Here is a 25,098-nt window from a genome sequence, read left to right as displayed (position 1 = left end):
TCGGTTCTGAAACCGTCCATCCGAAAAGCATCTCAATCAAACCCGCATTCGGACGCACGAGGCGGAATCGATGGCATCCGCTTTCGAGCATAGTGCCCGTGGAAACGAGGATGCAGACAAGGTGTTACATTGCTGCACAACGGGATGAGACCAAAGGCCGACCGCTTCCAGGAAACTCGAGACGCGCGACACACATCGCCGATTTAAGCAAGCGTCGCGCCAAGCAGCAGGATCATATTGAGTGCCTATACGTCTCGATCGGGAGCAACGATAGCGTCCCCCTCGAAGCTGAGATGACCACTTGAACTCTATTCCAGAATGCGTTGATCACGGTACGGTTTGCCGCCACGCGAAAGCGTTACTGTGGCCCCACGCGGTTCGATGATGGGCAGCTCGGCCAACGCATTCACAACGTGGTGCATCGTGGGCAGATCCGACCAATCCGCGCGGCAAAAACGAACGGTGCCGATGCCGGTCTGACGGTATTCAATGGTCTTGTCAGGATCCGCGGCGGGCGTGAGTGTTACCTGGCGGACTTCGTGCTCGCCCCATGCGCCGGTGCGCGGCACATACTTTAACATTAGTGTGCCGTCTAAGGAGCTGGGTGTTTGCGTGGAGGGAGCATTCTGCAAATCGGAGACGGTTAGTTCGAGAAAACGAAAGCCCATCCAGGCGGCCGTGCAAAACCGCACGCCATTCCACTCCCTTGGCTCATCAACCTCCGCGTAAAGCTTTGGATGACCAACTTCGTCCCTACCCGAAATGATGGGATCGGCAAGGCTCTCCCATACCACCGCGAGAAATCGTCCTTCGGACCGATCCCGGCCCCCCCTGAAGCGAGCGGGCCAACTAACGTGGATCATTGTGTACCCGCGTCCGGCAAGCCAGTCGATTTCGGTCATATAGTGAAATTCGACGCTCACGATGGGTTCGCCGGAAAGGCTGAAACCTTCGGGCAAATGCCGCTCAAGCAAGGCAGCATCTGTCAGAAAGCTGGCCCCGACTGAAAGTCGACGCGGGCTGCGCTTTGGATTTGAGGATATTCCAGGCGGAAGTTGGCGCGGGCCCGGTGCCGGCCCAAAATGGGTCGGCATACGGTAGATGAGCCCAGGCTCAAATCGATAGCTCATGGGACAAACCAATGAATGCCGCAGGCTGGATGTGGCTGGATTGAGCCAGCGGATTGTCTTCATGCTTGAGCAAGCATAAGGCAGATGGTCCTTCAAATACCTTCACATCATTACCTTCTTTCATCAGCTCGTGCAGAAGTTTGCGGACGTTAACCGCTGCCACGTAGTCGGCTTGCGCATGCAACACCATCTGATCAATGCACTTATACCAAATCTCTCATGTGCCCGATAAGGCACTTGTTCTGAAGCCACGCTTCAAAAAAGCGAAACAATAGCTGCAAGAGACCCATATAGCGCTGTCTAGGAGGATCAGCAGTACTCAAGCTATCTCCAAAGCAAATCCGGACTCCTCGAGATAAACAATTCCTCGACTGCACTCGCGATGGCAAGTAGTCGGCAATCTTCGTAGCGTTCTCCGACGATTGTCAATCCTGTCGGTGGTTCGCCAGGGCGATGCATAGGAATCGAGATTGAAGGCCGATCGAGCAGATTAAAGAGCGAGGGATTCCGTATTAGCTGCGCGCGGATGCTATCTTCGTCACGCCTGCATTCGTCCATTGACGGCGCGATGATCGACACCGTCGGAAGGATCAGCGCATCGAATGGGGCTGTGACAGCGTCAAATTTCGCCATCAACTCGGTCCGCCGGCCGAGCGCACGGACGTAGTCCACAGCAGAGAACTGCGCACCGCGCTCGACGCGTTTTCTGACGTTGGGATCGTAGTCTGGCCTTCGGCGGGCCAGCAGGTCGCGGTGCCAGGCGAGCGCCTCGACAGACTGAATCGTCGCGTTCAGATTCTCCGACCGAATGTCGGAAAAAACGCCGGTTGGCAACTCGCGCAGCGCAGCACCGGCGCTTGACATCATCGTGCACGCCCGCTGAAATGTTTGTGAGACGTCGGCATCCAGCCCTTCAAGGACAACGTCCGTCGGAACGGCAAGTCGCAGGCCGCTCACACTCGCACCTTTCGGCATCGTTTGAATTTCGCCGGCTATCGCAGCGTGAACGAGCGCGCAATCGTGGACCGTCCTTGCCAACGGGCCGACCGTGTCGAGCGTGGTCGACAGCGGAACGGCCCCCTCGCGCGAAACGGCACCTTGCGTAGGTTTGAAGCCTACAACGCCGCAAAGCGCGGCCGGAACCCGTATTGAGCCCACAGTGTCCGAGCCGATCGCGGCGATCGCCATCCCGTCTGCGACTGAAACTGCAGCACCGGAGGAGGATCCGCCGGGGATACGGTCTCTGTCCCAGGGATTTCCAGGCGTACCAAAACAGGGGTTGATGCCCACCGCGGAAAACGCGAACTGAGTCATATTGGTTCGGCCGACAAGTACCGCGCCGGCAGCCTTCAGGCGCTTGACGATGGGAGCGTCCGCCGCAGCCGGAGGGCAGTCGTCCAATGCCCTAGTCCCGGCCAGAGTGACTTCGCCCTCAACGTCGAACAAATCCTTAATGGACACCGGAATGCCCGCCAGGAGGGATGAGGCATAGCCGGCGCGAAGCAGATCATCCTGCGCCTGGGCGGCCCGTCGGGCCTGTTTCTCCCAAACGCGTATGAAGGTACGCGTACCCTCGCCCACTGGGTCGGCAATTCTCGACAAGCAGGTTTCGACGAGCTCCCGGCTGCTCATCCTGCCACTGACGAGCGCCTCGTGCTGCGCTACGATACTGGTCGGACTACCGATCACGTTTCACCTGCCGCCCAATCGTCGCTGAGGCCACCGAGCAGCGGATGATACATTTCATCGCCGGCGTGCTGAGTGAATTCGACATTGATCTGATCGACGCGCAACCCCAGAATTTCAACAATTGCCTCCACGAGCGCCCGCGCCAATCGCGCCCTCTGTTCGGGAGGACGACCGCGGCGGATGTCGCACATCAGCAATGCAGCCGGATAAGGCTCTGCTTCCGTGCATCGCCAGATGCCACCATCGCCTAATTCGCGAATGGCTACCGAAACCCGCCTGGCGTTCGCTTGCATCATCTCGCTGTAAATCTCGCCAAGACGTTTCGCCAGGCGCTGCTTCTGTTCCGCAGAATGATGGTTTGGTACGTCGATTTGGAGATAAGGCAAGGTCGCGCTCGCTAGATAGTGCTTTCAGACTTTAACTGTTAGTAGCGAGCTTCCGCTCAACCAACCTTGCGTAAATCGTCGCCGCGTAAGGTAACGCCTCGTCATTGAAGTCATAACCCGGATTATGCAGACCGGCACTTTCGCCATTGCCGACGTTGATGTAGGCGCCGGGCACCTTTTCCAGCATGAACGAGAAATCTTCTGAGCCCATCATCAAGCTACGAGCACGGTCGACGTTCGCTTCGCCGGCGATCTCGGCGGCGACGTCGGCAGCGAACGCCGCTTCTCCTTGCGTGTTCACCAGCGGGACAAAGATCACGCGAAAATCAACCAATGCTGAAGCGCCGAAGCCTTCGGCGACTCCTACGGCGATCCTTCGCAAATTAGCCTTTATGACATCGAGCACTTCCGGCTTGAACCAGCGTGCAGTGCCGCTAATGACCGCTTGATTGGGAACTACATTGTAGGCATCGCCGGCCTCAATCTTGGTCACGCTAACCACCGCTGCATCAACGGCGGCCACGTTGCGCGATGCAATCGACTGCAACGCCGTGACGACATGACTGGCGGTGAGCACAGGATCGACGCTTTGCTCGGGATGAGCGCCATGCGCACCCTTACCCTTCACTGTGATATCAAAGAACGCGCCACCAGCCATCATGACGCCGCCGCGAATGCTGAACTTACCAATAGGAAGCGCCGGCGCATTGTGGAAGCCAAATACCACATCGCAGGGAAAGCGTTCGAACAACCCGTCCGCCAGCATGGCGTTGGCTCCGCCGAGGCCCTCTTCCGCAGGCTGGAAGATGAAATGGACGACACCGTTGAATTGACGCGCCTCCGAAAGATACCGCGCGGCCCCGAGCAGACTCGCGACATGGCCGTCATGACCGCAGGCATGCATGCGGCCGGGAACCGTCGAACGGTGGCTGAATTGATTGATCTCCTCAATCGGTAGCGCGTCCATATCGGCGCGAAGCCCGATTGACCGCCTGGAATCGCCAACTGCCAGACGGCCGACGACTCCGGTTTTGCCGATGTTGCGATGGACCTCCAACCCAAATCCAGCAAGTGTTCGCGCAATGAATTCCGAGGTGCGATGCTCCTCGAATCCGATCTCCGGATGCATGTGCAAGTCATGCCGCCAGCCAATCATTGTCTGTTCAAATTCTCTGATTCTGCTTAGCGCCCGCATCTTCCGACCAGTTTTAATTTGCAACTTCCTTGGAGATAGCAGAAGCAGTCACGGTTTGCAATGGCTTGATTAGTTATCGCAGCATTTGCTGATGTGAGCTGGGGCAGTTCTTCCACTTTAATAGGCATTACTGTTGAGGATATTGATTTCAATATGCAAGCAGTTATGCTATTTGCTAACGAAGAGTGACACATGGTCAAACGAACCAGCCACAGGCGGGCAAAGTGCCCGGTCGCACGCCCATTGGATGCAATCGGCGATTGGTGGTCGATGCTAATCATCCGCGATGCCTTTGAGGGGCTTCGGCGATTTGGCGAGTTCCAGAAGAACCTCGGTGTGGCCAGGAATATTCTGGCTGTACGGTTGCGCAATCTCGTTGAACACGGGATTCTCGAGATGGTACCTGCCACAGACGGCAGCTCCTATCAGGAGTACGTGTTGACCGAGAAGGGACGCGGGTTATTTCCCGTGCTGGTCGCACTACGACAATGGGGTGAAGACTTCTTCTTCACACCCGGCGAGAGCCACGTGTTGCTTCTCGACCGCAAATATGGCCTGCCAGTGCGCAAGCTCGAAGTTCGATCTCAGGACAGACGCGTGCTCGGCCCGATGGACACCGTGGTCAGGGCTGTTCAGGGAACCCTTCAATCGCTCAAATCGCCCGATGCCAGCGAACCACAGGTCATGGTCCGCAGAGGCCGCGCCGGAGCGCGTCGTCGAACGTAACCGCGCTCGGTGTGCCGACGATGCGCTCGCACCTGGCAGAGACACGGAGGCGTTTGCCAACGCCAAAGGCCTACGCCGCGGATGCGCGTGGCGGGGGGCATTTTCTAGGGCCGGAGCACATCTACAATCAGAGTGGCCCTCTGACCGGCCAAGGCGCCGTCGGCATCGGCTTTGAGCGTCGACCGGCTCTTGGTGCTACCATCGAGCGTAGCAAATCGTACGAAATCGTAGTTGGCGTGCACAATCGTGGCCCGTGGTAGCGGGGGAGCGCTACCGCCTTTCCCCACACCAGACCAACTTACGCTACGTTCTTCAATCATCCGCTTGATGCGGTACGCGAGTGACTGGGCAAGCTCAGGTCTTACGCGCACAATGAAAGTGTTGGAAGGCCACTAGGGCATGCACGCAGCCAAATTCGGATTGATGCGAGTTTGACGAACGCAAGATAGTTGGCTGCGAGTTTGTCGTATCGGGTCGCGACACGCCGACATTGCTTGATCTTGTTGAAGAATCGTTCGATCAAATTGCGTGCGCGATACCGATACGGACTGAAGCAGATCGGGTCTTTGCGATTTCGTTTCGGCGGAATGGCCGCCCATGCTCCTTGCTGGCGGGCAAGCTCCCTGATCCAGTCGGCGTCGTAGCCGCGATCCGCGAGCAGCATCGTCTTGGGAAGCAATGCGCTGAGCAGAACCGAACACAGCCGGTTGTCATGCGCCTCACCGGGCGTGAGGGCGAGATGGACCGGCAGGCCATTGGTGTCCACCACCGCGTGAATCTTGCTGGTCAGGCCACCTCGTGAGCGACCCATATCTTCCTGATTGTTGTCCGCGATACAGGCTCCGTGCTGATGCACGCGCACGATGGAGGTATCGATCATTTGCACCGCCGCGTCATGACCGGCAGCCAGTGCGTCCATGATGTGGTCCCAGACGCCAGCCCGTCGCCACCGAACGAAGCGATTGTAACAGGTGGTGCGGGGACCGTAGTTCTCCGGCAGGTCGCGCCATGGCGCACCTGAACGCAGGACCCAAAAGATGCCATTGAGCACGCGACGGTCATTTACACGCCGAACACCACGCGGTTTGTCCGGCAGCATAGGTTTGATGGCGGTCCATTCATAGTCGTTGAGTTCGTAGCGCATGATTCGAGGCTCCGGTTCGGAGCTTGAATCACGTCTTGGGCAGCGCCATCAACCCGCAATGCCCCCGTCACCATGTCGCTAATGCTCTGAATTGACTTCCGCTTTCGGCGGCGCAGCGGACGTGACCGGACTCGCTGCCGGCTCGCCCAAGTCGCGATTGACCCGAAGCGGACTTCGAAGGGTAGTCTGCCGAGCGTAGGCCGTTCTCAAAGCATCTCTTCCAGCAAATCACTTACTACTTCGGGGCAGTCGATGTGCGGGTCGTGACCACAGTTGTGAAGGACTGTAGTTCGCCAGCCCCTGGTGTTTTTGCATCGCTCAAGTGCGGCGTCGTATGCCGGGCTCGCGAATTGCGGTGTGCGAACGAAAAGTTTTTTCCCAATTCGTTCGACGGCTCCTGTCAATTTGATTCTATCCATCGTTACGGCTACGGGATGCGGCGTCATTTTTTGGTCCACCCACGCCGCATCGTCAGAGCTTTGGATCCTCAGCAGCGCACTGGTAGCGCCGGGTCTTGCTACGTCACCCCGGTTCAACGCAGCCGCGATCGCGGTCTGTTGCATTTCTGGCAAAACGTCATATGGCCGCTGGCCGTCTTCTGGCAGAAAAGCGTCGAGGTAGACGATCCCGGAGAGACGCTCGCCGATGTGCTCCGTTGCTCCCGTGATGACCCAACCAGCATAGGAGTGTCCGACTAGTACGGCATCACTTATGTCTTCCCATCGAAAAAGATTCACGACATCGGCTATGTGAGTGTGAAGAGTGATGCCTTTACTCAACAAATGGGAACGTTCACCGACGCCTGTAAGCGTTGGAGTCAGCACCTCATGCCCTTTGACAGCGAGCAATCGTCGAACACGTTTCCAAGACCAACTGCCATGTCCTGCGCCATGCACAAGAACGAAAGTCCGCGGAGTTGAAGATGTCATTGTTGCTCTTGGATAAAGTCACAAACCGGCGCGAGGACCGCAGTCTAACCGACATTGCGGCGACGTAAAGTCGTGTCAGGTATTGGCCCTTCGCGTCATTTAGCTGCGCTGCAGAATTTGGTCGCTATCGAGGCATAGCGGACTCTGGCAAGCCGTGCGCTGGCAGATTTATGGGTTCACGGCCTAGCTCCGATATCGGCGGCGAGCAAACAATATCGCGGAAAATCGCACGGGAGCGCGCTTTCGGCGGCTCAGTCGTCAAGCGGCGCGCAATTTTGGTTTTCTGGTCGGTCCAAGATTCAACTGGGTTAAAATCCTGGAGGCGCAACCAAAGAGAAGCTCGCGCTACACTGCCACTGGCCTCCAGCATTCCGGTTTGATGAACCTCGTCTTGCGAATAATTCGATGTTCGGTTCTTGTCTGTCTTGCTATTTTACGGATGAAGCAAGCACTGGCAACGGATCGACGCAAAACATTCTATCAGCAACGAACCACCGATGCCCACCACTTTTACCGTTCATGCAGCCGACGGACCGGCTGCGCGATAGCCATCCTGGCGTCATGAATCGTTGAGACGGGTGTGACGATAGATTCGATAGCTATCGGAAGTCGATCGCTGAAGGACTTTTCTGCGTTATGCACTATCCGTATGTCAGAAGAGTACTCGCGCCTCGGACACGAATTGCGATCTGTTGGTGGCGCGGCACTCGACAGCAGCGCATGCACAATCGCGCGATGGGGGGACCTGTCCCAACGCCAGTTGGACGATATCGGTCTAGGTCATCGTCGGAGCACAACGCGCGAAGAGCGGAAACTCGCCAGACTACATTCGGTGAAGGCCGCGTGCTTTTCGTCGGCACCCCATCGATGCCGGCGGTTTGATGTTGCCAACCAAACGTTTCATCGTTCGAGATTTTGAGAATCCCTCAATGCTTTCACATCATTCGCGAAGTCATTCGGGTCGCCGACGGCGGTTTTGCGCGGTCTTCGATCTTTTCTCGTCGGCAACGTCCCGGCTCCACAGCTCCGTCCGTGCGCGCCGAGCCGAAAGAGATGCTAGACCGCTAGCCGGAGGGTCTTCTCATGCCGCCCGCTGAAGACGAACTCCGGAATGGGGAAGTCAGCCGGCTCCTCGCGGCTGCCGAAAATCTGATCCGAAGCGCGCCAGATTGCTGGCTAATAACCCTATCAGAGGCCGGAGGCGCCAACGCGCGTCCAATGGGGCGCGTGCTACCGACCGCCGACCGGAACAGCTGGAAGATTCTTTTCCTGACGGACGGCCGCTCCCGCAAAGTGTCCGATATCCCAGCCGTGAAACTCACATTTCTTCTGACCAGGCTTTCGCCGCTCTCGACGGTTTGGCGACTTTGATCAACGAAACGTCAGATGTCACTCGACTTTGGAAGAAGGGATATGATGTCCATTTCGCGACCGAAACCGATCGTGCGAACGCGGCATTCATCGAAGTCGCTGTCGATCGGATGGAGCTCTGGATTCGGGGCGTCACGCCGGAGCCGTTCGGGCTGCAACCGACAATTGTCGATCGGGCAGCCGGAGGCGGATGGCGCCTGAGAACATCGCGACCTTATAGAAAAACGGATGCTGAAATCTCGTTTAAAACTTTGTAGTTGCGCACGGTGATCGCGTTCCATAGCGAAGCCCGCCGACAACCAATGAGAGCCATGCATGACCGCTACCCATATTCCCGAAGGCTTCGAGCCTCACGTTCGGCCAAGCCCGCTCACGGCACCCTGGGAGCCGATCTACTACAAGAGGACGCCAGACGCTGTCATTCTCGGCGTGCGGCTGGCGGAGCCGCACACCAACTCGCGCGGCCTCGCCCATGGCGGCTTCATCACGACGCTCGCCGACAACGCGATGGGATTGAGTTGCGGCATGAAGCGGGACGGCAAAACACGGTTGTTAACCGCCAGCCTTTCGATCGATTTCATCAGCTCGGCAAAGATCGGGCAATGGATTGCGATCGAAACCGACGTCATCAAAGTCGGCAGGAGCCTCTGCTTCGCGCAATGCGTTGTTACTGCCGATGGTGTGCGATGTGCGCGGGCCAGCGGCACATTCAGCGTCGTGAAAACGACGGACTAACGCGCGCAAGCCCTAGTCACGTGAGTCGAAAGTTCGCCACACCAGGTCGGATCGCTCGATAGCTTGAATGTCTGGCTATGGTGCGGCTGCAAGCCGAGCCCGGCGCGGAGTACCGGATCGTCGACAACAGCTCGGGCCAGCCGGCGCTGCAAACCGGCGACGCCGCGCGTATACAGCGGATCGTGGTGCGAGAAAAACAGATTTCCGACCAGTCGACAACCCCTCTTGTTTCAGCTTGGAACGATACTCGCTGGCATGCGGATCTGGAGGCAAACACACTGCTCGCTCCGTCCCGGATCGCTTCTAGCGATTGTCGCAATCGGCTTCGAGCCTGCGGTAAGGATTCAGACCGCTGCAACGCTGCGGGTTCAAACGTGCATTGGCGTAGATTTGGCGCAGCATGGCCGATGAAGATGAAGCCGCGACGCGATGCTGCAACTATAAGCGGGGGCGAGAAGCACCTCCGATTTGGCGACGTTAATGGCGCGCGGTATGGCTGCGACTGCCGCCACTAGCGCCGCAGCCAGGTCGCGAGTTCGGTCGCGGTGTTGGTCTCCTGGTTCCAGACCAGGCGCTGTCCACGCCAGGAAAGATCGCAACATTGAGCATTTGGCGAAAGCCGTCGGCAAGCCCGAGCTCCCACGGGACCCAGCGACTGTCCTTCGAATTGATCGTGGTAAGCAGGATGAACTTGCTGCATTGCTTGATCCGACTGCGAAGAATCGCGGCCGTTTCCCGATTGGTGGTAGACGGAAGTGTTTCGTCCTTCTTGTCGACGTAAACCTTGGCCCCGTGCCGCTCCTAGATTGTGATTGCACCGGGCAGCACATCGACGTCCTTGAATGACTGAGGAACGATGAGCCGACCGGTGAGCGGGTCGGGGCCTTCCGGACGATGGACGCACGATCGACAGCCAATTGACCTGCTCCGTTGCGTACGGTGCCGCGGCGCTGAATACATTTTCCGCTCGGACAGCTGCCACGAACCAATCGCTCCCCTGGCAGAATTCAGGAGCCGGGCCAGAAGATGCGTGCAATAGCTTCCAGTTCTCGGTTGCTGAAGGACGGCTCGACACTATGAATGATCCACGCATCAGAAGAATGCTCTTATCTTGGACACGAATCGCGATCGGGTGGCGGCGCGATGCTCGGCAACAGCGCATCCACAACCGCCCAATGAGGGAATTAACCTACCGCCAGGTGGACGATATCGGTCAAGACCATCGCCATGAGCGCAACATGCGCGAAGAGCGACGACTCGCAATATGATTGCTATATTCGGTGGTAGCCGGCCGCTCTTCGTACGTGCCGACTGACGACTTGATGTTGCCAGTGTCCCTGCAAGCGTCCTCATCGGTTCGTCGTCGGTCCACCCAGACATAGCGTGACGGTTCCTAATTCTTCAGAACGGCGTCATTTCTGAGCGCGGCAAATTGACGTCCGCGCGGGCTCCGACAGTCAGGTTTAGGTTGTCCGAACACTCTCCATGAACCGTTCGAGTTCTCCACGCAGCTGAGCTCCCTCGCGAGCCAGAGACTTCGCTGAACCGAGCACATGCTCAGACGCCGCCCCCGTTTCCACTGCTGCCTCGTTTACACCATGGATATCGTCGGTTACTGCCCGCGTGCCGACCGCAACATGCTGAATATTTCGCGCAATCTCCTCCGAGGCGGCGCTTTGCTGATCCATCGCGGCGGTTATGGCCAACGAAATTGCGGAAATCCGTTCTATCGTCGAGCCGATGTCCTTGATCGCGCCGACAGAGCTTTGCGTCGCACCCTGTATTCCAATCACCTGGGCCGCGATCTCATGCGTCGCCTTTGAGGTCTGACTCGCCAGGGACTTTACTTCAGCCGCGACGACCGCAAACCCTCGTCCCGCCTCCCCCGCGCGGGCCGCCTCAATCGTTGCATTCAGCGCGAGTAGATTCGTTTGATCGGAGATCTCTGCAATAAGCTTGACGACATCGCCAATTCGCTGCGCGGCCTCGGCCAGCCTTCTCATCTCGACGTCCGTGTGCCGCGCCTGATCCACCGCGCCGCTTGCAATCCCGTTCGACTCCCGAACCCGCTGCCTGATTTCATTTACCGACATCGACAGCTCTTCTGTCGCTGCCGCAACAGATTTCACATTCGACGATGCCTGCTCGGATGCTCCAGCTACCCGGCCAGACAATTGTTGCGCCGATGCGGCGTTTCTCTGCAATTTTCCCGCGAAGGCCTGGAGCTCTTCGGCAGAGGAAGATACGCTGCTAACAATTGAACCTACGGCGGTCTCGAACCTGTCGGCAAAGCCGACAAACTCTTTCTGCCGCGCCTCGCGATCTGCGATCTGCCGCTGCTCCCGTTCGGCAGTGTCCCGCGCGGCTTTCCTGAGAGCTTCCTCCTTGAACATCTCGACCGCCGCGGCCATTTCACCGATCTCATCGCTGCGCCCAAGACCGGGCAGGACGCGATCAAGGTTTCCAGCCGCCAGGTCGCGCATGGCGGCGCACATCAGGATCATGGGCCTGGCTATCCCTCGTCCGATTCCCCAAGCCAAGACTGCGCCCAATAACAGACCTCCGAAACCCAGCAGCGCGACCAGAGTCTTGGTTTCAGCCACGATGGAAGCGGTCAGGTTCTCAAGACTTCGCTGATCCACCGAAAGGTCAGACTTAAGCGCAAGTGCTTCGAAAGTGATCTGCTCGGCAAGCTTGCCTGTCGCCCCGACGAGATCCAGAATCAATTGGGATTCCCGTACCAGCGCCGAAAAAGAGCCGGCATAAGACGAAAGCGACGCTTTCGTTTCCCGGACTTTCCCCTGGATATCCTCATCACCTGTTGACGCCGCTCCCAGATTTTCATCCAGTTCGGCGAGCCGTGACTTGACCATCTCGGAAATCGAGAAATCCGGCTTGGCAATAAAGGCATTCGCAAGGGCTGATACTTCAGCGAACTGTTTTCCGAACTGCCTTGCGCCAAATTCCACCGGAGCGACGCCGGCTATCGCCGCGTTGGCGAGGAGTTCCTCGTTCTGTTTGCGGGTGTTAGCGGTCGTCGCCCGGATCTTTGAAGAAAGTGAAGCGATATTGCGCTGGGCCTGCAGCAAATCGGCAAATTTTTTCCGGAACTGGCCGAATTTTTGCGCCAGATTCTCTACCTGCCCCAACCTCGTCTGAAGCGAAGCGGCAGTCCGGGCCTTTTCCATGGCGGTCGCGAGTCTTTCTTCCGCCCGAAGGGCGGCATCGGCGTCGGCGTCCTTACCGGTTACGGCGAAGTAGCGAACCAGCCCCTGATACGATACCAGATCCCGATCGATACTGCTGACGAGTTCGGAGTCGACGCTGACTTCGCCATTGGAGGAAACTGCCACGGCGATTCTTGAAAAGGCCAGGTATGCGACCTCCATGCTGAGTGCGGAGATCACGACGACAACGGCGAATCCCAGTGTCACCTTGCCGCGAAATCCAAGACGCACGGCAGAGAAGATGCGGCGCGGAGCAATTCTGTCGATGATAGCCATCTGCACATCCAAATATCGGTCCAGATCCTGGATTGATGACCTACGCAAGAAAAAATAAGAGAGAGTAAAACGAGCGCCGGCACCATTGGTCGACCAACACACCGTGGTCTTCATGGACAAAAGAAAGCACTTCGTATCCGCGAAAGAGGAGTCAAACGTTCTTGTGAGCGTCCCAAACGCCTTCTTTTGTGCTGGTTTCCTCGCACCAATAATTATTTGAACAATCTTTCTCGCCAGGCATGCGCGACATGGCGTTAGCCGTGCAAGCCGTCACCTGATGCGAGCAGCGCCGCTTCCTGAAACGCCTCCCCGAGCGTCGGATGTGCGTGAATTGTGAGGGCAACATCCTCAATCCGGCATCTCATTTCGATGCAGAGCGCGAAGGCGGCGGAGAGTTCGGCAACACCGTTTCCGACCGCCTGAATTCCGAGAACCCGGTGGTCGACTTCGCCGTAGACGATGCGGATAAAGCCGGTTTCCGATCCCGACGTCAGCGATCTCCCGTTTGCTGCAAACGGAAACTTGGCAGTTTTGGATCCGGCTGGGGCTTCACTTGGATTCAAGCCGACTGTTACGATTTCGGGATCTGCGTAGCAAACAGCCGGTATGCAGGTCGGCTCGAAACGGCGTTTGGACCCGGCGATCGCTTCAGCCACTACCTTGCCCTGCGCCATCGCACGATGAGCGAGCATTGGCTCGCCGGTGACGTCGCCGACGGCCCATACGTGCCGCATTGAGGTCCGACATTGCTCGTCGATCGCGAGATAACTCCCGGCTCGCATGAGATCCAGCTGATTCAGACCGAAACCATCGAGCCGTGCCTTTCGACCCGCACTGACCAGGAACACGTCCGCCTCCAGGGCGATTTGTTCGCCGGAACTCATTCTTACCTGCAGCGTCCTCTCGTCCGGGCCCATCCCCTCGGCACTCCCTCCGAGGATGAGCTTGCCTCCCAATTCGGAAAATCTCGAAGCGACGGGACGAACAAGCTCGGGATCATAATTCGAGAGCAGCTGCGGTGCAGCTTCCAGTAACGTCACGCTGGTGCCAAGTTTGGCGTAAGCCATACCCAGTTCGACGCCAATGTAACCTGCACCAATCACGACCATGCTTCGAGGAATCGCTTTGAGCGAAACAATCTCCGTCGAGGAGACGACACGTCCGCCGAACGGCAATTGCGCCAACTCCACCGGCTCGGATCCGGTCGCAATCACGATATGTTCGGCGCTGATCTCCAGGGTTTTGCTGGCAGTCGCCACGGCGCAGGACTTGCCATCCAGGAGCCTTGCCGAGCCATTCAGGACCCTCACCTTGGCTCTGCGCAATAACGCGGCAACGCCCCCATTCAGGCGCCTGACGATTCCGTCCTTCCAGGACATCGTCCTGGCCAAATCGATTGCAACTTCACCGACCGTAAGTCCGGTCTCCGTGACGGTGGAAACGTCAGCCGCTCTTCGATATTCCTCGGCGGCATGTATGAGCGCCTTGGAAGGAATGCAGCCAACGTTCAGGCACGTGCCGCCCAGGCTATCCTTTTCGACAATGATGGTATCGAGCCCAAGCTGCCCGGCACGAATAGCGCAGACATAGCCGCCCGGACCGGCTCCGATGACGAGAACCTCGCAGGTTAGCCGGGTCACGAGCGGCCCATGAACATGAGGGCAGGATGCTCCAAAAGAACCCGGAGTCGCTGGATAAATGCGGCGGCATCCCAGCCATCGATAATCCGGTGATCAAAGGACGACGACAGGTTCATGACCTTGCGGGGCTGAAATGCATTGTTCTGCCACAGGGGGCGTGTCGCAATCTTGTTGACGCCAATAATGGCGACCTCGGGTGAGTTGATGACCGGCGTTGTCACCACACCGCCAAGCGCGCCCAAACTCGTCACGGTGATCGTCGAGCCGGTTAGCTCGGCAGGAGTAATCTTTCCGGATCTCGCCGCGCTCGCAAGACGGCTGATTTCTTGTGCGCAATCCTGGATCGAAAGGGCTTCTGCATGCCGCAGGACAGGCACCATGAGCCCGGCAGAAGTCTGTGTTGCAATTCCGACGTGAACTCCGGCGTGGACCTCAAGTGTTTCGTCAGCATCCTCAAATCGGGCGTTCAATCGTGGGTATTCATGGAGTGCGACGGTCAGCGCTTGAACAACGAATGGCAGTAGTGTCAGCCTGGAAGTTCCTGCCGCAGCCTGTTCGTTTGCAATGGTACGCAATGCTTCGAGTTCGCTGACATCGACTTCTTCGACATAGGAGAAGTGCGGGATTCTCTGCTTGGTGCCTTGCAGGCGGCTCGCAATCTTTCGCCTCAGGCCTGTAATCCTGATCCGTTCAACCTGTGTGTGGCGATCCCCGTGCGCCGTGCCGCCCGAGAATTGACGGTCGATGTCTTCGACAACGATACGCCCCGAGGGTCCGCTGCCAGCAAGTTTTGACAGGTCAACCCCGCGGTCGCGCGCGTAAGCCCTGACATAGGGCGACGCCGTTGGGATCGCCTTCGGCAAACCCGAATCATCGGTATTGGGCCCAGCTGGACGCCTCGGTTGCGGGCCGGGCCGGCGCCCCGGACCGCTGTCACGAATCGCCGCCTCGGATCCCCGCGGTCTAGATACTTCTTCGGAGATACGGCGCTCGATCGGCCATCGGCTTCTGCGGGGCCTTTTCCGACCGTTGCTCCAGCGACTTTGATGAACGGTGCACCGATCGCAACGACCTCTCCGACGCCCCCTCCCAGCCAGGTTACCTCGCCCTCGATCGGCGACGGAATCTCGACGGTTGCCTTATCCGTCATGATCGATGCCACGACATCGTCCTCCCGAATGATGTCGCCGACCCGAACGCGTAGTTCGACAATTTCGGCTTCCGCAATCCCCTCGCCGACATCCGGGACCTTGATTACATAGTCCGTCAAAATCAGTCCTCCAGCGCAAGTCGGATTTCGTCGGCAACCCGGCCAGGGCCGGGAAAGTACTGCCACTCAAAGGCGTGGGGATATGGGGTGTCCCAGCCCGTGACCCGCCTGATCGGCGTCTTGAGGTGATAGAAGCAGCTCTCCTGGATGACGGCGGACAGTTCGGCACCAAATCCGCAAATGCGGGTCGCTTCGTGCACGATGACGCAGCGGCCGGTCTTTCGAACGGATTCAATGATGGCTTCCTCATCGAGCGGAACCAGACTCCTCAAGTCGATCACCTCGGCATCGATGCCACTTTCCTGAGTGGCTGCGAGCGCGACATGCACCATGGTTCCGTAGGTCACGATGGTTACCGCCCCGCCTTCGCGGCGAACGGTGGCCTTGCCCAGCGGCACGCGGTAATATCCGTCGGGAACCTCGCTCAGCGCGTGGGAGGACCATGGCACCACGGGCCGGTCATGGTGACCATCAAACGGTCCATTATAGAGCCGCTTCGGCTCCAGGAAGACGACGGGATCCTCATCCTCAATTGCGGCGATCAACAAGCCTTTGCTATCGTAGGGGTTCGAGGGCATGACCGTCTTGAGCCCGCACACGTGTGCGAACAGGCTCTCGGGACTTTGGGAATGTGTCTGGCCACCGTAAATTCCGCCGCCCACCGGCATGCGGATCGTCATCGGCGCACTGAAATCGCCTGCGGATCTGTAACGAAGGCGGGCTGCCTCGGAAACGATCTGGTCGAACGCCGGATACATGTAGTCGGAGAACTGGATCTCGACGCACGGACGTAAGCCGTATGCCGCCATGCCCACGGCCGCACCCACAATACCGTTCTCGCTGATCGGCGTATCAAAGCATCGATGTGAACCGAACTTCTTCTGCAATCCCTTCGTGCATCTGAAAACGCCACCAAAGAACCCGACATCTTCTCCGAAGACCACCAGGTTCGGTTCACGCTCCATCATGACGTCATGCGCATCACGGATCGCCTCTATCATCGTCCGCGACGTCACGTCAGAACCCTGCCTGCTGCCGTTGACGCTGAAGGTGTGGCGGCATCTCGTGATACACGTCCAGAAACATCTCCCGCGGCGACAACGGCGGCCCGTCGCGTAGGGTTCCGAAGCTCTCCGCCTGCTTTTGAAGCCCGAGAACCTCTGACTCGATCTCGTCAACCGCCTGGGTGTGTTGCGCTTCGCTCCAAATGCCCTTGAGGATCAGATGCGTCTTCAGTCGTTCGATCGGGTCGCCAAGCGGCCAGGCCTCATGCTCTGCCTTCGGTCGATAGACAGCCGGATCGTCGGATGTGGAGTGTGCGGCCGAGCGGTAGGTGAAATGCTCGATCAGCGTTGGACCGAGGTTACGCCGCGCCCGCTCCGTCGCCCACGCGGCTGCCGCGTACACCGCGAGGAAGTCGTTTCCATCGACGAGCAGAGCGGGTATTCCGAATCCAACTCCGCGCGCCGCAAACGTCGGCCCATCCCCTCGCGCGATTCCCTGGAACGTCGATATCGCCCATTGATTGTTCACGATATTCAGGACTACGGGGCTGCGATAGGTTGATGCGAAAACCAGCGCGGAATGAAAATCGGACTCAGCGGTTGAGCCATCGCCTACCCACGCCGCGGCGATCGCGGTACCTCCTTTGATTGCCGAGGCCATGCTCCACCCGACGGCCTGGATGAACTGGGTTCCCAAATTACCCGAGATCGAGAAAAAGCCGTGTGTCCTGGCGCTGTACATCACCGGCAACTGGCGCCCTTTCAGCGGATCCCTTGAATTCGACAGAACCTGGCACATCATGTCGAGGAGGGGATATCCGGCCGTTATCAGCAATCCCTGCTGCCGATAGGTTGGGAAGTTCATGTCTCCCGGCCGCATCGTGCGCTGGAACGCACAGGCTACGGCTTCCTCGCCCGTGCATTGCATATAGAAGGACGTCTTGCCCTGGCGTTGCGCCATCAGCATTCGGCTGTCGAAAGCGCGCACCTTCAGCATATCCCCGAGACCCGCCAGCAGCTCCGGGTCGGACAGATCGGGGCACCACGGCCCGACTGCCTGCCCATCATCGTCAAGGACGCGAATGAGCGAGGCCGCGAGATCCTCCATCCCGCGCGCAGGAGCATCGACCGGCGGTCTCCGGACGTTACCGGCACGCGAATTGAGCAACCCCGCAAAGGCCGGCGCGTCCCCGGGCCGGCCGTGAGGTTCGGGAACACGCAGCGAGAGGGCGTCGCTTGAGGGCTGTTCTGCAGCCGCTGCCGGGGGCATTGAACATTTCTCCTTAAGGACCATGTAGCCGGACACGCGACCCGCGCGACCTTATCCAGGTTAGCCAGCCAGCGCCAAAATGTTCTTTCGATGTTGGGCGTGCCTGCGCGTTTTTCAGAAACAATCGTCTGCGTTCCGCCCGACCTGGCCGCAGACGCTTCGGCACGGACATCAGGCTTCGACGTCGCAGGTCTTCGCTGCTCGACTCGGCTGGATGAAACAACGCTTCCTGAGTGCACGAATTGACCGACGCCTCGGTCGATTGCGCCCCGCAACCGGGCGTCCCTTGGTGGAGTTTCACCAAGACTGTGCTGGCAGCCGCCGCTTTGCGGCTTGTCGCACAAGGAAGACTGGCGCTGGATGAACCTTTCGACTGCCGCCCCTTCACTCTCCGTCAATTACTGCAGCATCGGGCGGGTGTGCCGGATTATGGCGCTCTGCCAGCTTATCGCGCAGCCGTTCAGAACGGCGAAAAGCCCTGGAATGCCATGCAGCTGCTGGACTATGCCGGGGCCGACCGTCTCGAGTTCGAACCAGGCCACGACTGGGGGTATTCAAATATCGGCTACTATTTGGTCCGCAGGAAGATTGAAGACATTACCGGACGCAACATTGGCAGCGCTTTACAGCACCTGGTTTTTGATGCGCTCGGTCTGGCCTCGGTGCACATAGCTGCCACCGCGGGTGATCTCGCCAAGACCTTGTGGGGGAATCCCGGCGGTTACGATCCTGGCTGGGTCTACCATGGTCTCCTGGTCGGAACCGCAAGCGACGCAGCGCGATTTCTGCACGGGCTGATCCTGGGTGAGGTGCTGCCGAGTCATCTCCTGACCGAGATGAAGACCTTCGTCGCCATTGGCGGCCCGATCCAACGGCGCCCGTGGCAGATTGCCGGGTATGGTCTTGGCCTGATGGCCGGTCGAATGACGGCGGCAGGTTCTGCGTTGGGCCATTCCGGTGCGGGCCCTGGAAGCGTCAGCGCGGTCTACCACTTCAACGACCTTCGCACGCCTCGCACCGTTGCTGCGTTTGCCCAAGCCGAAGACGAGAGCATAACTGAATACGAGGTCGAACGCCTTGCGTTGGCCTGACGTCGGGTGAATATGATTCACCGCCGGATGACAACGCCTCACTTCCAGAAGATGACGTATGGCATTATTGATACCGTGAAACAGCAATTGCAACGGTACGCTCAATCCGGCTGGCTTCTTCGGCGTTGCAGCCCGCCAGGCCGTAAATAATTCAGAGGCTGCCACTCCACCAGATGCCCAAGCGCGCTGCCCGAACGATTACGCGATCACTCGATCTATTCGAACCAGCCCCCTTTCCCATCTCCAGCCCGACCTGGATAGTGCACAGCTCCCACCGCGGTAATCCATCTTCATGGTCCCAGCGGTCAGGCTGCAGCAGCAAACGTCTTTCCCGGCCCGGAACCATCGTCCACCGAGCAATCGTCCAATGATGAATTTCCCTTTTCGGGCGGTTGCAGAGAGATCACACCATGAAGTTGCTTGACGAAATGGACAGAAAAATCATTCGCGAATTGCAACGCGATGCCCGCCTGTCCAATACGGATCTCGCCGCCCGTGTCGGACTTTCACCGAGCCGCTGTTGGCAGCGCGTCAAGCGACTGGAGGAGCGAGGATATATCGAATGCTACACGGCCGTCATCAATCAGAAGCGCATGGGCCTGCCTGATACCGTGATGGTCGAAGTGATCCTGGACCGTCACGATGATGGCTTCTTCGAAAAATTTTCTCAGACTATTTCCGCTCTGCCGGAAGTACTGGAGGCCTACATGACGACCGGCGAATATGACTTCATTATCAAGGTTGCCGTCGCCGGCGCCGACGGATACGAGCAATTCCTTCGTCACAAATTGTACAAGATTCCGGGAATCAGACAGACGAGATCATCGTTTACACTGCGCTGCATAAAGTCGAACTGGTCGCCGCCGACATAACCCCATCACAGCAGCGGGACTCTTGCTCCGCGGCTTCTGCCGGCATCCATTCATGGCAGCCGCTCATCGACTGGATCCGGTGGCCTGCAGGGCCTTCCATGCGCAAGGCGCACGAACCAGGTCGATACCCGTCATGGCGACCCTTCGCGCGCACCCGCGGATGGCCAGTCTGCGAGATTCCCGACTTTTTGAGGCAGCCGCAAAAAGGACGGGCGGTGATTGTCTCACCGCCCGCAAGTAGCTGAGCCTAAACATGGGAGGAAACTTCCGATCAGACCCAGAATGACGGTAGCAACGTCAGAACAACCTCGCAGTCCAATAATCCAAACCGGGTTAGGGACGATTGTCAGAACGTGGCCCCCAGGTTGCTCCGGCACCAATCCACGGGACTACACCTCGCCTGCCGCTTCGATCGCCTTCAGGTGTTGACGAAACCCATATCCGGGCTCATTGGCACGTCGCGCCCGGTACTCGCTGAAGCGGCTTTGCTCCCGATACGACTTGCCAGCCGCCATGTTCTTGAGTTGCCGCGCTTCCGTGTCGCGATACCCGATCGCAGCGGTCACGATCTCCTCCAGCCTCTCTTCCGGAAGAAACAGCACGCCGTTGGCGTCACCAACCACGAAATCGGCTGAAGTAACCGTATGCATCCCCACGGTTGCCCGGGTGAAGATATCGCCGGGCCTGGCGTGCAGCCGCTGCGGGCCAGTCGGCAGGCTGCCGATGCTGAAAATCGGGAAACCGATATCAGAGAGTTCCTTGCTGTCCCGATGCAGCCCCCAGATTACCATACCGGCAAGTCCGGCGGCCTGCACCTCAAGCGCAACGATATCGCCGATGCAAGCCTCTTCCAGGCGACCGCCATTATCCACGACCATTACCTCTCCTGGCTTCGCTTCTTCCAGAGATTCGAAGAACACGTCGATGCTGCCCAGATGTCTTACGGGCCGTACGCGCCCTGCACACCGCATACTCGGCGCAATCGACTGAAGAGCCGAAGGCCCGACCCGGATTGGCACTCCCAATCGAAGACACCCGTCGGCGAGATGAGGCGTGGTCAACCCTCCCAACCTTTCGGTCAGCTTCTCGCAGTCTGTTCTGCCCATGCGAACTTCCTAAATGTTTTGTTCAATTCGATTCGACGTGACGACGTGATGCAGACGTCATCCGGGACTCAGGGTTTCGGCGCCGACCCAGGACCCACATGGGATCATTGAGTCCAAATCACGATCACCGTCACCATACCCTAGCCGGGCCGGACATTTCCGAATATCAGATAGTCTTGATATTCAACTTCACGAAAGCTGCATCATGGCCGGGTGTGCACCAGAAGGCGCGCTGGTGCGCACTCGCGGTGATCACGACCGTCATCGATCCGGACTCTCCGGCCTCTTCCGCCATCCTTGAGACGGTGATTTTCGGCGGGAAGCGCTGGCCTTACCTTAGTCACTCGACGGAAACGCACCCGCGCGGCTGGAGCGGCGCAGCACCAACAATGCGGCTTCTCCCCGACATCTCGATGTCGAACGGAGAAGGTTCATCATAGCTTCTTTGCTTCACCAGCGGAGTCCATCACTTCATCGGAAGGCAGCTCCACATGCGCCGCGCATTCCGCGGATCACTTCCAAATTTCAAAAGCGTAACTTCAACACTATCTGATTTTCGCGAACCTGCGAGGCCGCTAAGCACCCCCCCGGCTACCTCAGCCGTCGCGCGCTTCGCTTTTCAATTCTGTTAGAGAGCCTCATAAAATGACGCGAGCAATGAAGGTTCACCGCACAGGCGGACCCGATGTCCTATCATGGGAATCGATAGAGCTCGAGAAGCCGGGTCCAGGCCAGATCCGTCTCAAGCAGGCCGCGATCGGGTTGAACTTCATTGACGTCTATCACCGAACGGGGCTGTACCCCGTGCCTCTTCCGTTTGTCCCCGGCCAGGAGGGAGCGGGTACGGTCGAAGCCGTTGGCAACAACGTCAAGAACATCAAGGTCGGCGATCGAGTTGCATATGCGGGCGAGCTCGGCGCGTATGCTGAGACCCGCATTATCGACGCCGACCGTGTTGTAGCGCTGCCCGGCTCGATATCCTTTGAACAGGCTGCCGGCATGATGTTGCAGGGTATGACGGCGCGAATGTTACTGCGGGAAACATATCCCATTCAGCCCGGCGACACCATTCTGGTACATGCCGCTGCAGGGGGGACCGGGCTCATTCTTTGTCAGTGGGCTGCCCAATTGGGGGCAACTGTCATAGGAACGGTATCAAGCATTGCAAAGGCGAAACTGGCCCGCGCGCATGGATGCCATCACCCCATTATTCATGGTGAGCAGGATTTTGTTGCTGAAGTCTCACGTATCACAGCGGGTAAACGGTTGCCGGTCGTCTATGACTCCATCGGCAGAGATACTTTCCTGCGTTCGCTGGATTGTCTCCGCTATAGGGGCATGATGGTATCGTTTGGCCAATCGTCCGGCCCTGTAGAGCCGCTCGCCCCCATGCAGCTTGCTCTTCGTGGGTCCCTATATCTCACCCGTCCTCTTCTGCGACATCACATTGAGAAGCGCCACGACCTCGTCGCCTCGGCAAACGACCTTTTTGACATGGTCGGATCGAAACGAATTCATATCGAAATCAATCAGACCTATGCGCTCAGTGACGCCGCCAAGGCGCACTCCGCGTTGGAGGATCGCACCACGACCGGTTCGACCATCCTGACGGTTTGAAACGCACTCGCACGATACAGACTCCATCTATCACAACTGCCAACAGATGCCGGTACTTTGGACTGATTGACGCAGCTACCCGCCTCCGAGCAAGCCGCTTACGCAGACGTTTGTATCGCCTCCACTTTTTTGCCGGCCAAGCACAACGCACCAAACCCACGGCACAATGGAAATCAACCCAAATGACATCTAGACGAGCGGCAGTGGCGAACATCACGATCAGGTTTTGCCACGCAGTCGACCTGATTGGAGATGGAGCCGCCTTCATCGCGAGATGGCTCGTTCTTGTTGCTTGCCTGATTAGCGCTGGAAACGCGACCTCACGCTATCTTCTCAATTTGAGTTCGAATGGCTGGCTTGAAATCCAGTGGTACATGTTTGCCGGGATTGTCTTGCTCGGCGCATCGCAGACGCTTCGTATTAACGGCCACGTACGCGTGGACTTAATCTACTCCCGCCTCTCCGAGCGCAACCGGGTGTGGGTCGACATTATCGGTATTTGCTTCTTTCTGCTTCCGGCCATGGCCTATCTTGCATATCTGGCGTGGCCCTTCTTCTGGTCTTCATTTACGTCCCTCGAAAAATCCAGCAACGCCGGCGGCCTGCTTCTCTGGCCCGCGAAGGCGGCGCTGCCGCTCGGCTTCGCCCTGGTTCTTTTGCAGGGTGTAGCGGAGCTACTGAAGCGCGTGTCAGCGGCGGTCGGCATTCTTACCCTCGACATGCGCTACGAAGCGCCGCCTCAATAGCATCACTCAAAACGGACTCAACCAATGTTTACACATGGCGTCATGCCGCCGATCATGTTCGGCACGATGATCCTTTTCATGCTGGTTGGTTTCCCGGTTGCATTCTCGCTGGCTGCGGTCGGCCTCTTCTTCGGACTCATTGGAATCTACACCGGCCATTTCGAAGTGCAGTTAATGCAGGCGCTCACATTTCGATTCTACGGAATAATCTCGAACGAGCTCTTGCTCTCGATTCCGTTCTTCACTTTTATGGGAGCGCTGCTGGAGCGTTGCGGGTTGGCCGAAGATCTGCTCGAGGGTACCGGTGAGCTGTTCGGCAGGGTGCCGGGGGGTCTCGCATACGCCGTTATTATTGTCGGAGCGGTTCTCGGCGCGATAACGGGAACAGTCGCCGCCTCCGTAATAGCGATGGGCGTCATCTCCCTCCCGGTAATGGTCCGATATGGATACAACATGAGGCTGGCGACCGGCGTGATTGCAGCATCGGGTACAATTACGCAGCTCATTCCACCCTCCCTGGTTCTGATCGTGCTCGCGGACCAGCTCGGCCGATCGGTCGGGGACATGTATCTGGGAGCCATTGGCCCCTCAATTCTTCAAGTCGTGATATTCATCCTTTTTATCGCCTTCATATCACTTGTCCGCCCGCAATACATGCCTCCCCGCCCTGCGAGCGATAACCAGGCGATGACCTGGAAACTGGTCGGCCGCGTGCTGCGCGGAATGATCCCCTCGATCATCCTCATTTTTCTCGTGCTCGGAACGATTGGACTAGGCCTGGCGACCCCAACGGAGGCTGGCGCCATGGGCGCCATTGGGGCCATGGCGCTGGCAGGTCTGCATCGACGGCTAACCTGGCCGCTGGTCCAGCAGGCAATGACATCAACCATGCATCTGACTTCGATGGTTGTCTTCATCCTGATCGGCTCAACCTGCTTCAGCCTGGTGTTCCAGGGGATGGATGGCTCGCTCTGGATCGAGCACCTGCTGACTGACCTGCCAGGCGGCACCGTCGGCTTTCTCTTGTTCGTCAATGTCTTCGTGTTCTTTCTGGCTTTCTTTCTCGATTTCTTCGAGATTGCATTCATCATCATCCCGCTGCTCGCACCTGTGGCTGCCAAACTTGGAATCGACCTCGTTTGGTTTGGCGTGCTGCTTTGCGTCAATATGCAGACGTCGTTCATGCACCCGCCCTTCGGTTTCGCCCTGTTCTACCTGCGAGGGATTGCACCGAAAGAGGTGCTAAGCTCGGACATCTACTGGGGTGCGTTGCCCTGGGTCGGCATGCAGGTCGTTCTGGTTCTAGTCGTCATTTGCTGGCCTCAATCCGTGACATACTGGCTCTCGAAATCGAAAGTCGACACCACAAACATTACGATCGACATTCCAATGACTGAGCAGCCCTTCTCGCCCATCTTCAAGTAGCGGCCACGCTTGCCAAGAGGCGCAAGCCAATCCGATCCGCGCAACGGCATTCTCGCCCAATTGAAAGTCCCGGCGCAAGACGGTCGCCAGGTGTGCGGCCGCGCGGGTACGCCGACCGCCGCGCCTAGACTGCACTGATGTTCCCATCCCCGGCCATGCTGTTTCGATAGGCCAGGCTGGACAATGGTATGGGCTTTTCGGCACGCCATTGCGAACGGATGCTGAAATCTGCTTCCAAAGCTTTTGGGC

20 protein-coding genes and 1 pseudogene are annotated in these 25,098 nt (G+C 58.2%); 8 read left to right on the top strand and 13 right to left on the bottom strand.

Going from position 1 to position 25,098, the window contains the following annotated elements; all coding sequences use genetic code 11:
* Window positions 1–308 precede the first annotated feature (308 nt).
* From LMTR13_RS08220 to LMTR13_RS08200, 5 genes are all read right to left on the bottom strand, one after another.
* The gene (locus tag LMTR13_RS08220) at window positions 309–1,130 is read right to left on the bottom strand and encodes an acetoacetate decarboxylase family protein (RefSeq protein WP_065727452.1); all 822 of its coding nucleotides are present in this window, start codon (window positions 1,128–1,130) and stop codon (window positions 309–311) included.
* Complete coding sequence (locus LMTR13_RS40415) at window positions 1,114–1,320, bottom strand: hypothetical protein (protein ID WP_065727451.1); 207 nt, start codon at window positions 1,318–1,320, stop codon at window positions 1,114–1,116. Before LMTR13_RS40415 ends, LMTR13_RS08220 begins: the two co-directional genes overlap by 17 nt.
* 134 nt (window positions 1,321–1,454) lie before the next feature.
* Entirely contained in the window at window positions 1,455–2,819 is a 1,365-nt protein-coding gene (locus LMTR13_RS08210) for an amidase (RefSeq protein ID WP_197521038.1), read from the bottom strand.
* Complete coding sequence (locus LMTR13_RS08205) at window positions 2,816–3,205, bottom strand: tautomerase family protein (RefSeq protein ID WP_065727450.1); 390 nt, start codon at window positions 3,203–3,205, stop codon at window positions 2,816–2,818. The genes LMTR13_RS08210 and LMTR13_RS08205 overlap by 4 nt, the downstream gene beginning before the upstream one ends.
* 31 nt (window positions 3,206–3,236) lie before the next feature.
* On the bottom strand, window positions 3,237–4,400 hold the full coding sequence (locus LMTR13_RS08200) for a M20 aminoacylase family protein (protein WP_065727449.1): 1,164 nt from the start codon (window positions 4,398–4,400) through the stop codon (window positions 3,237–3,239).
* Between the two features lie 192 nt (window positions 4,401–4,592).
* Between LMTR13_RS08200 and LMTR13_RS08195 the strand changes: the two genes are divergently transcribed.
* Complete coding sequence (locus LMTR13_RS08195; RefSeq protein ID WP_083218871.1) at window positions 4,593–5,126, top strand: winged helix-turn-helix transcriptional regulator; 534 nt, start codon at window positions 4,593–4,595, stop codon at window positions 5,124–5,126.
* Window positions 5,127–5,487: 361 nt separating this feature from the next.
* Here LMTR13_RS08195 and LMTR13_RS08190 read toward each other — a convergent pair whose 3' ends face one another.
* Window positions 5,488–6,270: an IS5 family transposase gene (locus LMTR13_RS08190; protein WP_083218869.1), complete on the bottom strand. Its 783-nt coding sequence runs from the start codon at window positions 6,268–6,270 to the stop codon at window positions 5,488–5,490.
* 206 nt (window positions 6,271–6,476) lie between these two features.
* Window positions 6,477–7,199 (bottom strand): alpha/beta fold hydrolase, encoded by a 723-nt coding sequence (locus tag LMTR13_RS08185; protein WP_065727448.1) that lies wholly within the window; start codon window positions 7,197–7,199, stop codon window positions 6,477–6,479.
* A 1,686-nt stretch (window positions 7,200–8,885) separates the two neighbouring features.
* On the opposite strand from LMTR13_RS08185, the gene LMTR13_RS08175 reads away from it, so the two are divergent.
* Window positions 8,886–9,305 (top strand): PaaI family thioesterase, encoded by a 420-nt coding sequence (locus LMTR13_RS08175; RefSeq protein ID WP_065727446.1) that lies wholly within the window; start codon window positions 8,886–8,888, stop codon window positions 9,303–9,305.
* Between the two features lie 1,463 nt (window positions 9,306–10,768).
* Here the strand turns inward: LMTR13_RS08175 and LMTR13_RS08170 are convergent.
* The 5 genes and pseudogenes from LMTR13_RS08170 to LMTR13_RS08150 all read right to left on the bottom strand — a co-directional run bounded on the left by LMTR13_RS08170 (window position 10,769) and on the right by LMTR13_RS08150 (window position 17,992).
* Window positions 10,769–12,808 (bottom strand): methyl-accepting chemotaxis protein, encoded by a 2,040-nt coding sequence (locus tag LMTR13_RS08170; protein WP_065727445.1) that lies wholly within the window; start codon window positions 12,806–12,808, stop codon window positions 10,769–10,771.
* Between the two features lie 254 nt (window positions 12,809–13,062).
* Complete coding sequence (gene lpdA, locus LMTR13_RS08165; protein ID WP_065727444.1) at window positions 13,063–14,448, bottom strand: dihydrolipoyl dehydrogenase; 1,386 nt, start codon at window positions 14,446–14,448, stop codon at window positions 13,063–13,065.
* A pseudogene (locus tag LMTR13_RS08160) lies at window positions 14,445–15,718 on the bottom strand (dihydrolipoamide acetyltransferase family protein). Before LMTR13_RS08160 ends, lpdA begins: the two are co-directional and overlap by 4 nt.
* A gap of 2 nt (window positions 15,719–15,720) precedes the next feature.
* Window positions 15,721–16,734: an alpha-ketoacid dehydrogenase subunit beta gene (locus LMTR13_RS08155; protein ID WP_197521037.1), complete on the bottom strand. Its 1,014-nt coding sequence runs from the start codon at window positions 16,732–16,734 to the stop codon at window positions 15,721–15,723.
* Window position 16,735: 1 nt separating this feature from the next.
* Window positions 16,736–17,992 (bottom strand): thiamine pyrophosphate-dependent enzyme, encoded by a 1,257-nt coding sequence (locus LMTR13_RS08150; RefSeq protein ID WP_065727443.1) that lies wholly within the window; start codon window positions 17,990–17,992, stop codon window positions 16,736–16,738.
* Window positions 17,993–18,234: 242 nt separating this feature from the next.
* On the opposite strand from LMTR13_RS08150, the gene LMTR13_RS08145 reads away from it, so the two are divergent.
* Both LMTR13_RS08145 and LMTR13_RS08140 read left to right on the top strand, forming a co-directional pair.
* Window positions 18,235–19,083 carry a serine hydrolase domain-containing protein gene (locus LMTR13_RS08145; protein ID WP_197521036.1) on the top strand — a complete coding sequence of 283 codons (849 nt, stop codon included), beginning with the start codon at window positions 18,235–18,237 and terminating at the stop codon, window positions 19,081–19,083.
* 410 nt (window positions 19,084–19,493) lie between these two features.
* Window positions 19,494–19,955 carry an Lrp/AsnC family transcriptional regulator gene (locus LMTR13_RS08140; protein WP_065727441.1) on the top strand — a complete coding sequence of 154 codons (462 nt, stop codon included), beginning with the start codon at window positions 19,494–19,496 and terminating at the stop codon, window positions 19,953–19,955.
* Between the two features lie 389 nt (window positions 19,956–20,344).
* Here the strand turns inward: LMTR13_RS08140 and LMTR13_RS08135 are convergent, their stop codons facing one another.
* Window positions 20,345–21,061 (bottom strand): RraA family protein, encoded by a 717-nt coding sequence (locus LMTR13_RS08135; protein ID WP_065727440.1) that lies wholly within the window; start codon window positions 21,059–21,061, stop codon window positions 20,345–20,347.
* 98 nt (window positions 21,062–21,159) lie between these two features.
* Between LMTR13_RS08135 and LMTR13_RS40405 the strand changes: the two genes are divergently transcribed.
* From LMTR13_RS40405 to LMTR13_RS08120, 4 genes are all read left to right on the top strand, one after another.
* The gene (locus tag LMTR13_RS40405) at window positions 21,160–21,501 is read left to right on the top strand and encodes a hypothetical protein (RefSeq protein WP_156795490.1); all 342 of its coding nucleotides are present in this window, start codon (window positions 21,160–21,162) and stop codon (window positions 21,499–21,501) included.
* A gap of 205 nt (window positions 21,502–21,706) precedes the next feature.
* Window positions 21,707–22,678 carry a quinone oxidoreductase family protein gene (locus LMTR13_RS08130; protein ID WP_065727439.1) on the top strand — a complete coding sequence of 324 codons (972 nt, stop codon included), beginning with the start codon at window positions 21,707–21,709 and terminating at the stop codon, window positions 22,676–22,678.
* Between the two features lie 212 nt (window positions 22,679–22,890).
* On the top strand, window positions 22,891–23,424 hold the full coding sequence (locus tag LMTR13_RS08125) for a TRAP transporter small permease subunit (protein WP_236843447.1): 534 nt from the start codon (window positions 22,891–22,893) through the stop codon (window positions 23,422–23,424).
* Window positions 23,425–23,448: 24 nt separating this feature from the next.
* On the top strand, window positions 23,449–24,849 hold the full coding sequence (locus LMTR13_RS08120) for a TRAP transporter large permease (protein WP_083218867.1): 1,401 nt from the start codon (window positions 23,449–23,451) through the stop codon (window positions 24,847–24,849).
* Window positions 24,850–25,098 lie beyond the last annotated feature (249 nt).

Origin of the sequence: Bradyrhizobium icense (assembly GCF_001693385.1) — a bacterium.
GTDB lineage: Bacteria > Pseudomonadota > Alphaproteobacteria > Rhizobiales > Xanthobacteraceae > Bradyrhizobium > Bradyrhizobium icense.
The sequence above is the reverse complement of the archived record's forward strand: the minus strand, read 5'-3'. Positions and strand labels throughout refer to the sequence as shown.

Bases quoted from the DNA above. Each gene is read 5' to 3' on its own strand.
- LMTR13_RS08140 (WP_065727441.1), top strand. From the start codon at position 19,494: ATGAAGTTGCTTGACGAAATGGACAGAAAAATCATTCGCGAATTGCAA.
- LMTR13_RS08175 (WP_065727446.1), top strand. From the start codon at position 8,886: ATGACCGCTACCCATATTCCCGAAGGCTTCGAGCCTCACGTTCGGCCA.
- LMTR13_RS08190 (WP_083218869.1), bottom strand. From the start codon at position 6,270: ATGCGCTACGAACTCAACGACTATGAATGGACCGCCATCAAACCTATG.
- LMTR13_RS08150 (WP_065727443.1), bottom strand. From the start codon at position 17,992: ATGCCCCCGGCAGCGGCTGCAGAACAGCCCTCAAGCGACGCCCTCTCG.
- LMTR13_RS08220 (WP_065727452.1), bottom strand. From the start codon at position 1,130: ATGAGCTATCGATTTGAGCCTGGGCTCATCTACCGTATGCCGACCCAT.
- LMTR13_RS08170 (WP_065727445.1), bottom strand. From the start codon at position 12,808: ATGGCTATCATCGACAGAATTGCTCCGCGCCGCATCTTCTCTGCCGTG.
- LMTR13_RS08185 (WP_065727448.1), bottom strand. From the start codon at position 7,199: ATGACATCTTCAACTCCGCGGACTTTCGTTCTTGTGCATGGCGCAGGA.
- LMTR13_RS08130 (WP_065727439.1), top strand. From the start codon at position 21,707: ATGACGCGAGCAATGAAGGTTCACCGCACAGGCGGACCCGATGTCCTA.
- LMTR13_RS08120 (WP_083218867.1), top strand. From the start codon at position 23,449: ATGTTTACACATGGCGTCATGCCGCCGATCATGTTCGGCACGATGATC.
- LMTR13_RS40405 (WP_156795490.1), top strand. From the start codon at position 21,160: ATGGGATCATTGAGTCCAAATCACGATCACCGTCACCATACCCTAGCC.
- LMTR13_RS40415 (WP_065727451.1), bottom strand. From the start codon at position 1,320: ATGGTGTTGCATGCGCAAGCCGACTACGTGGCAGCGGTTAACGTCCGC.
- LMTR13_RS08195 (WP_083218871.1), top strand. From the start codon at position 4,593: ATGGTCAAACGAACCAGCCACAGGCGGGCAAAGTGCCCGGTCGCACGC.
- LMTR13_RS08200 (WP_065727449.1), bottom strand. From the start codon at position 4,400: ATGCGGGCGCTAAGCAGAATCAGAGAATTTGAACAGACAATGATTGGC.
- LMTR13_RS08135 (WP_065727440.1), bottom strand. From the start codon at position 21,061: ATGGGCAGAACAGACTGCGAGAAGCTGACCGAAAGGTTGGGAGGGTTG.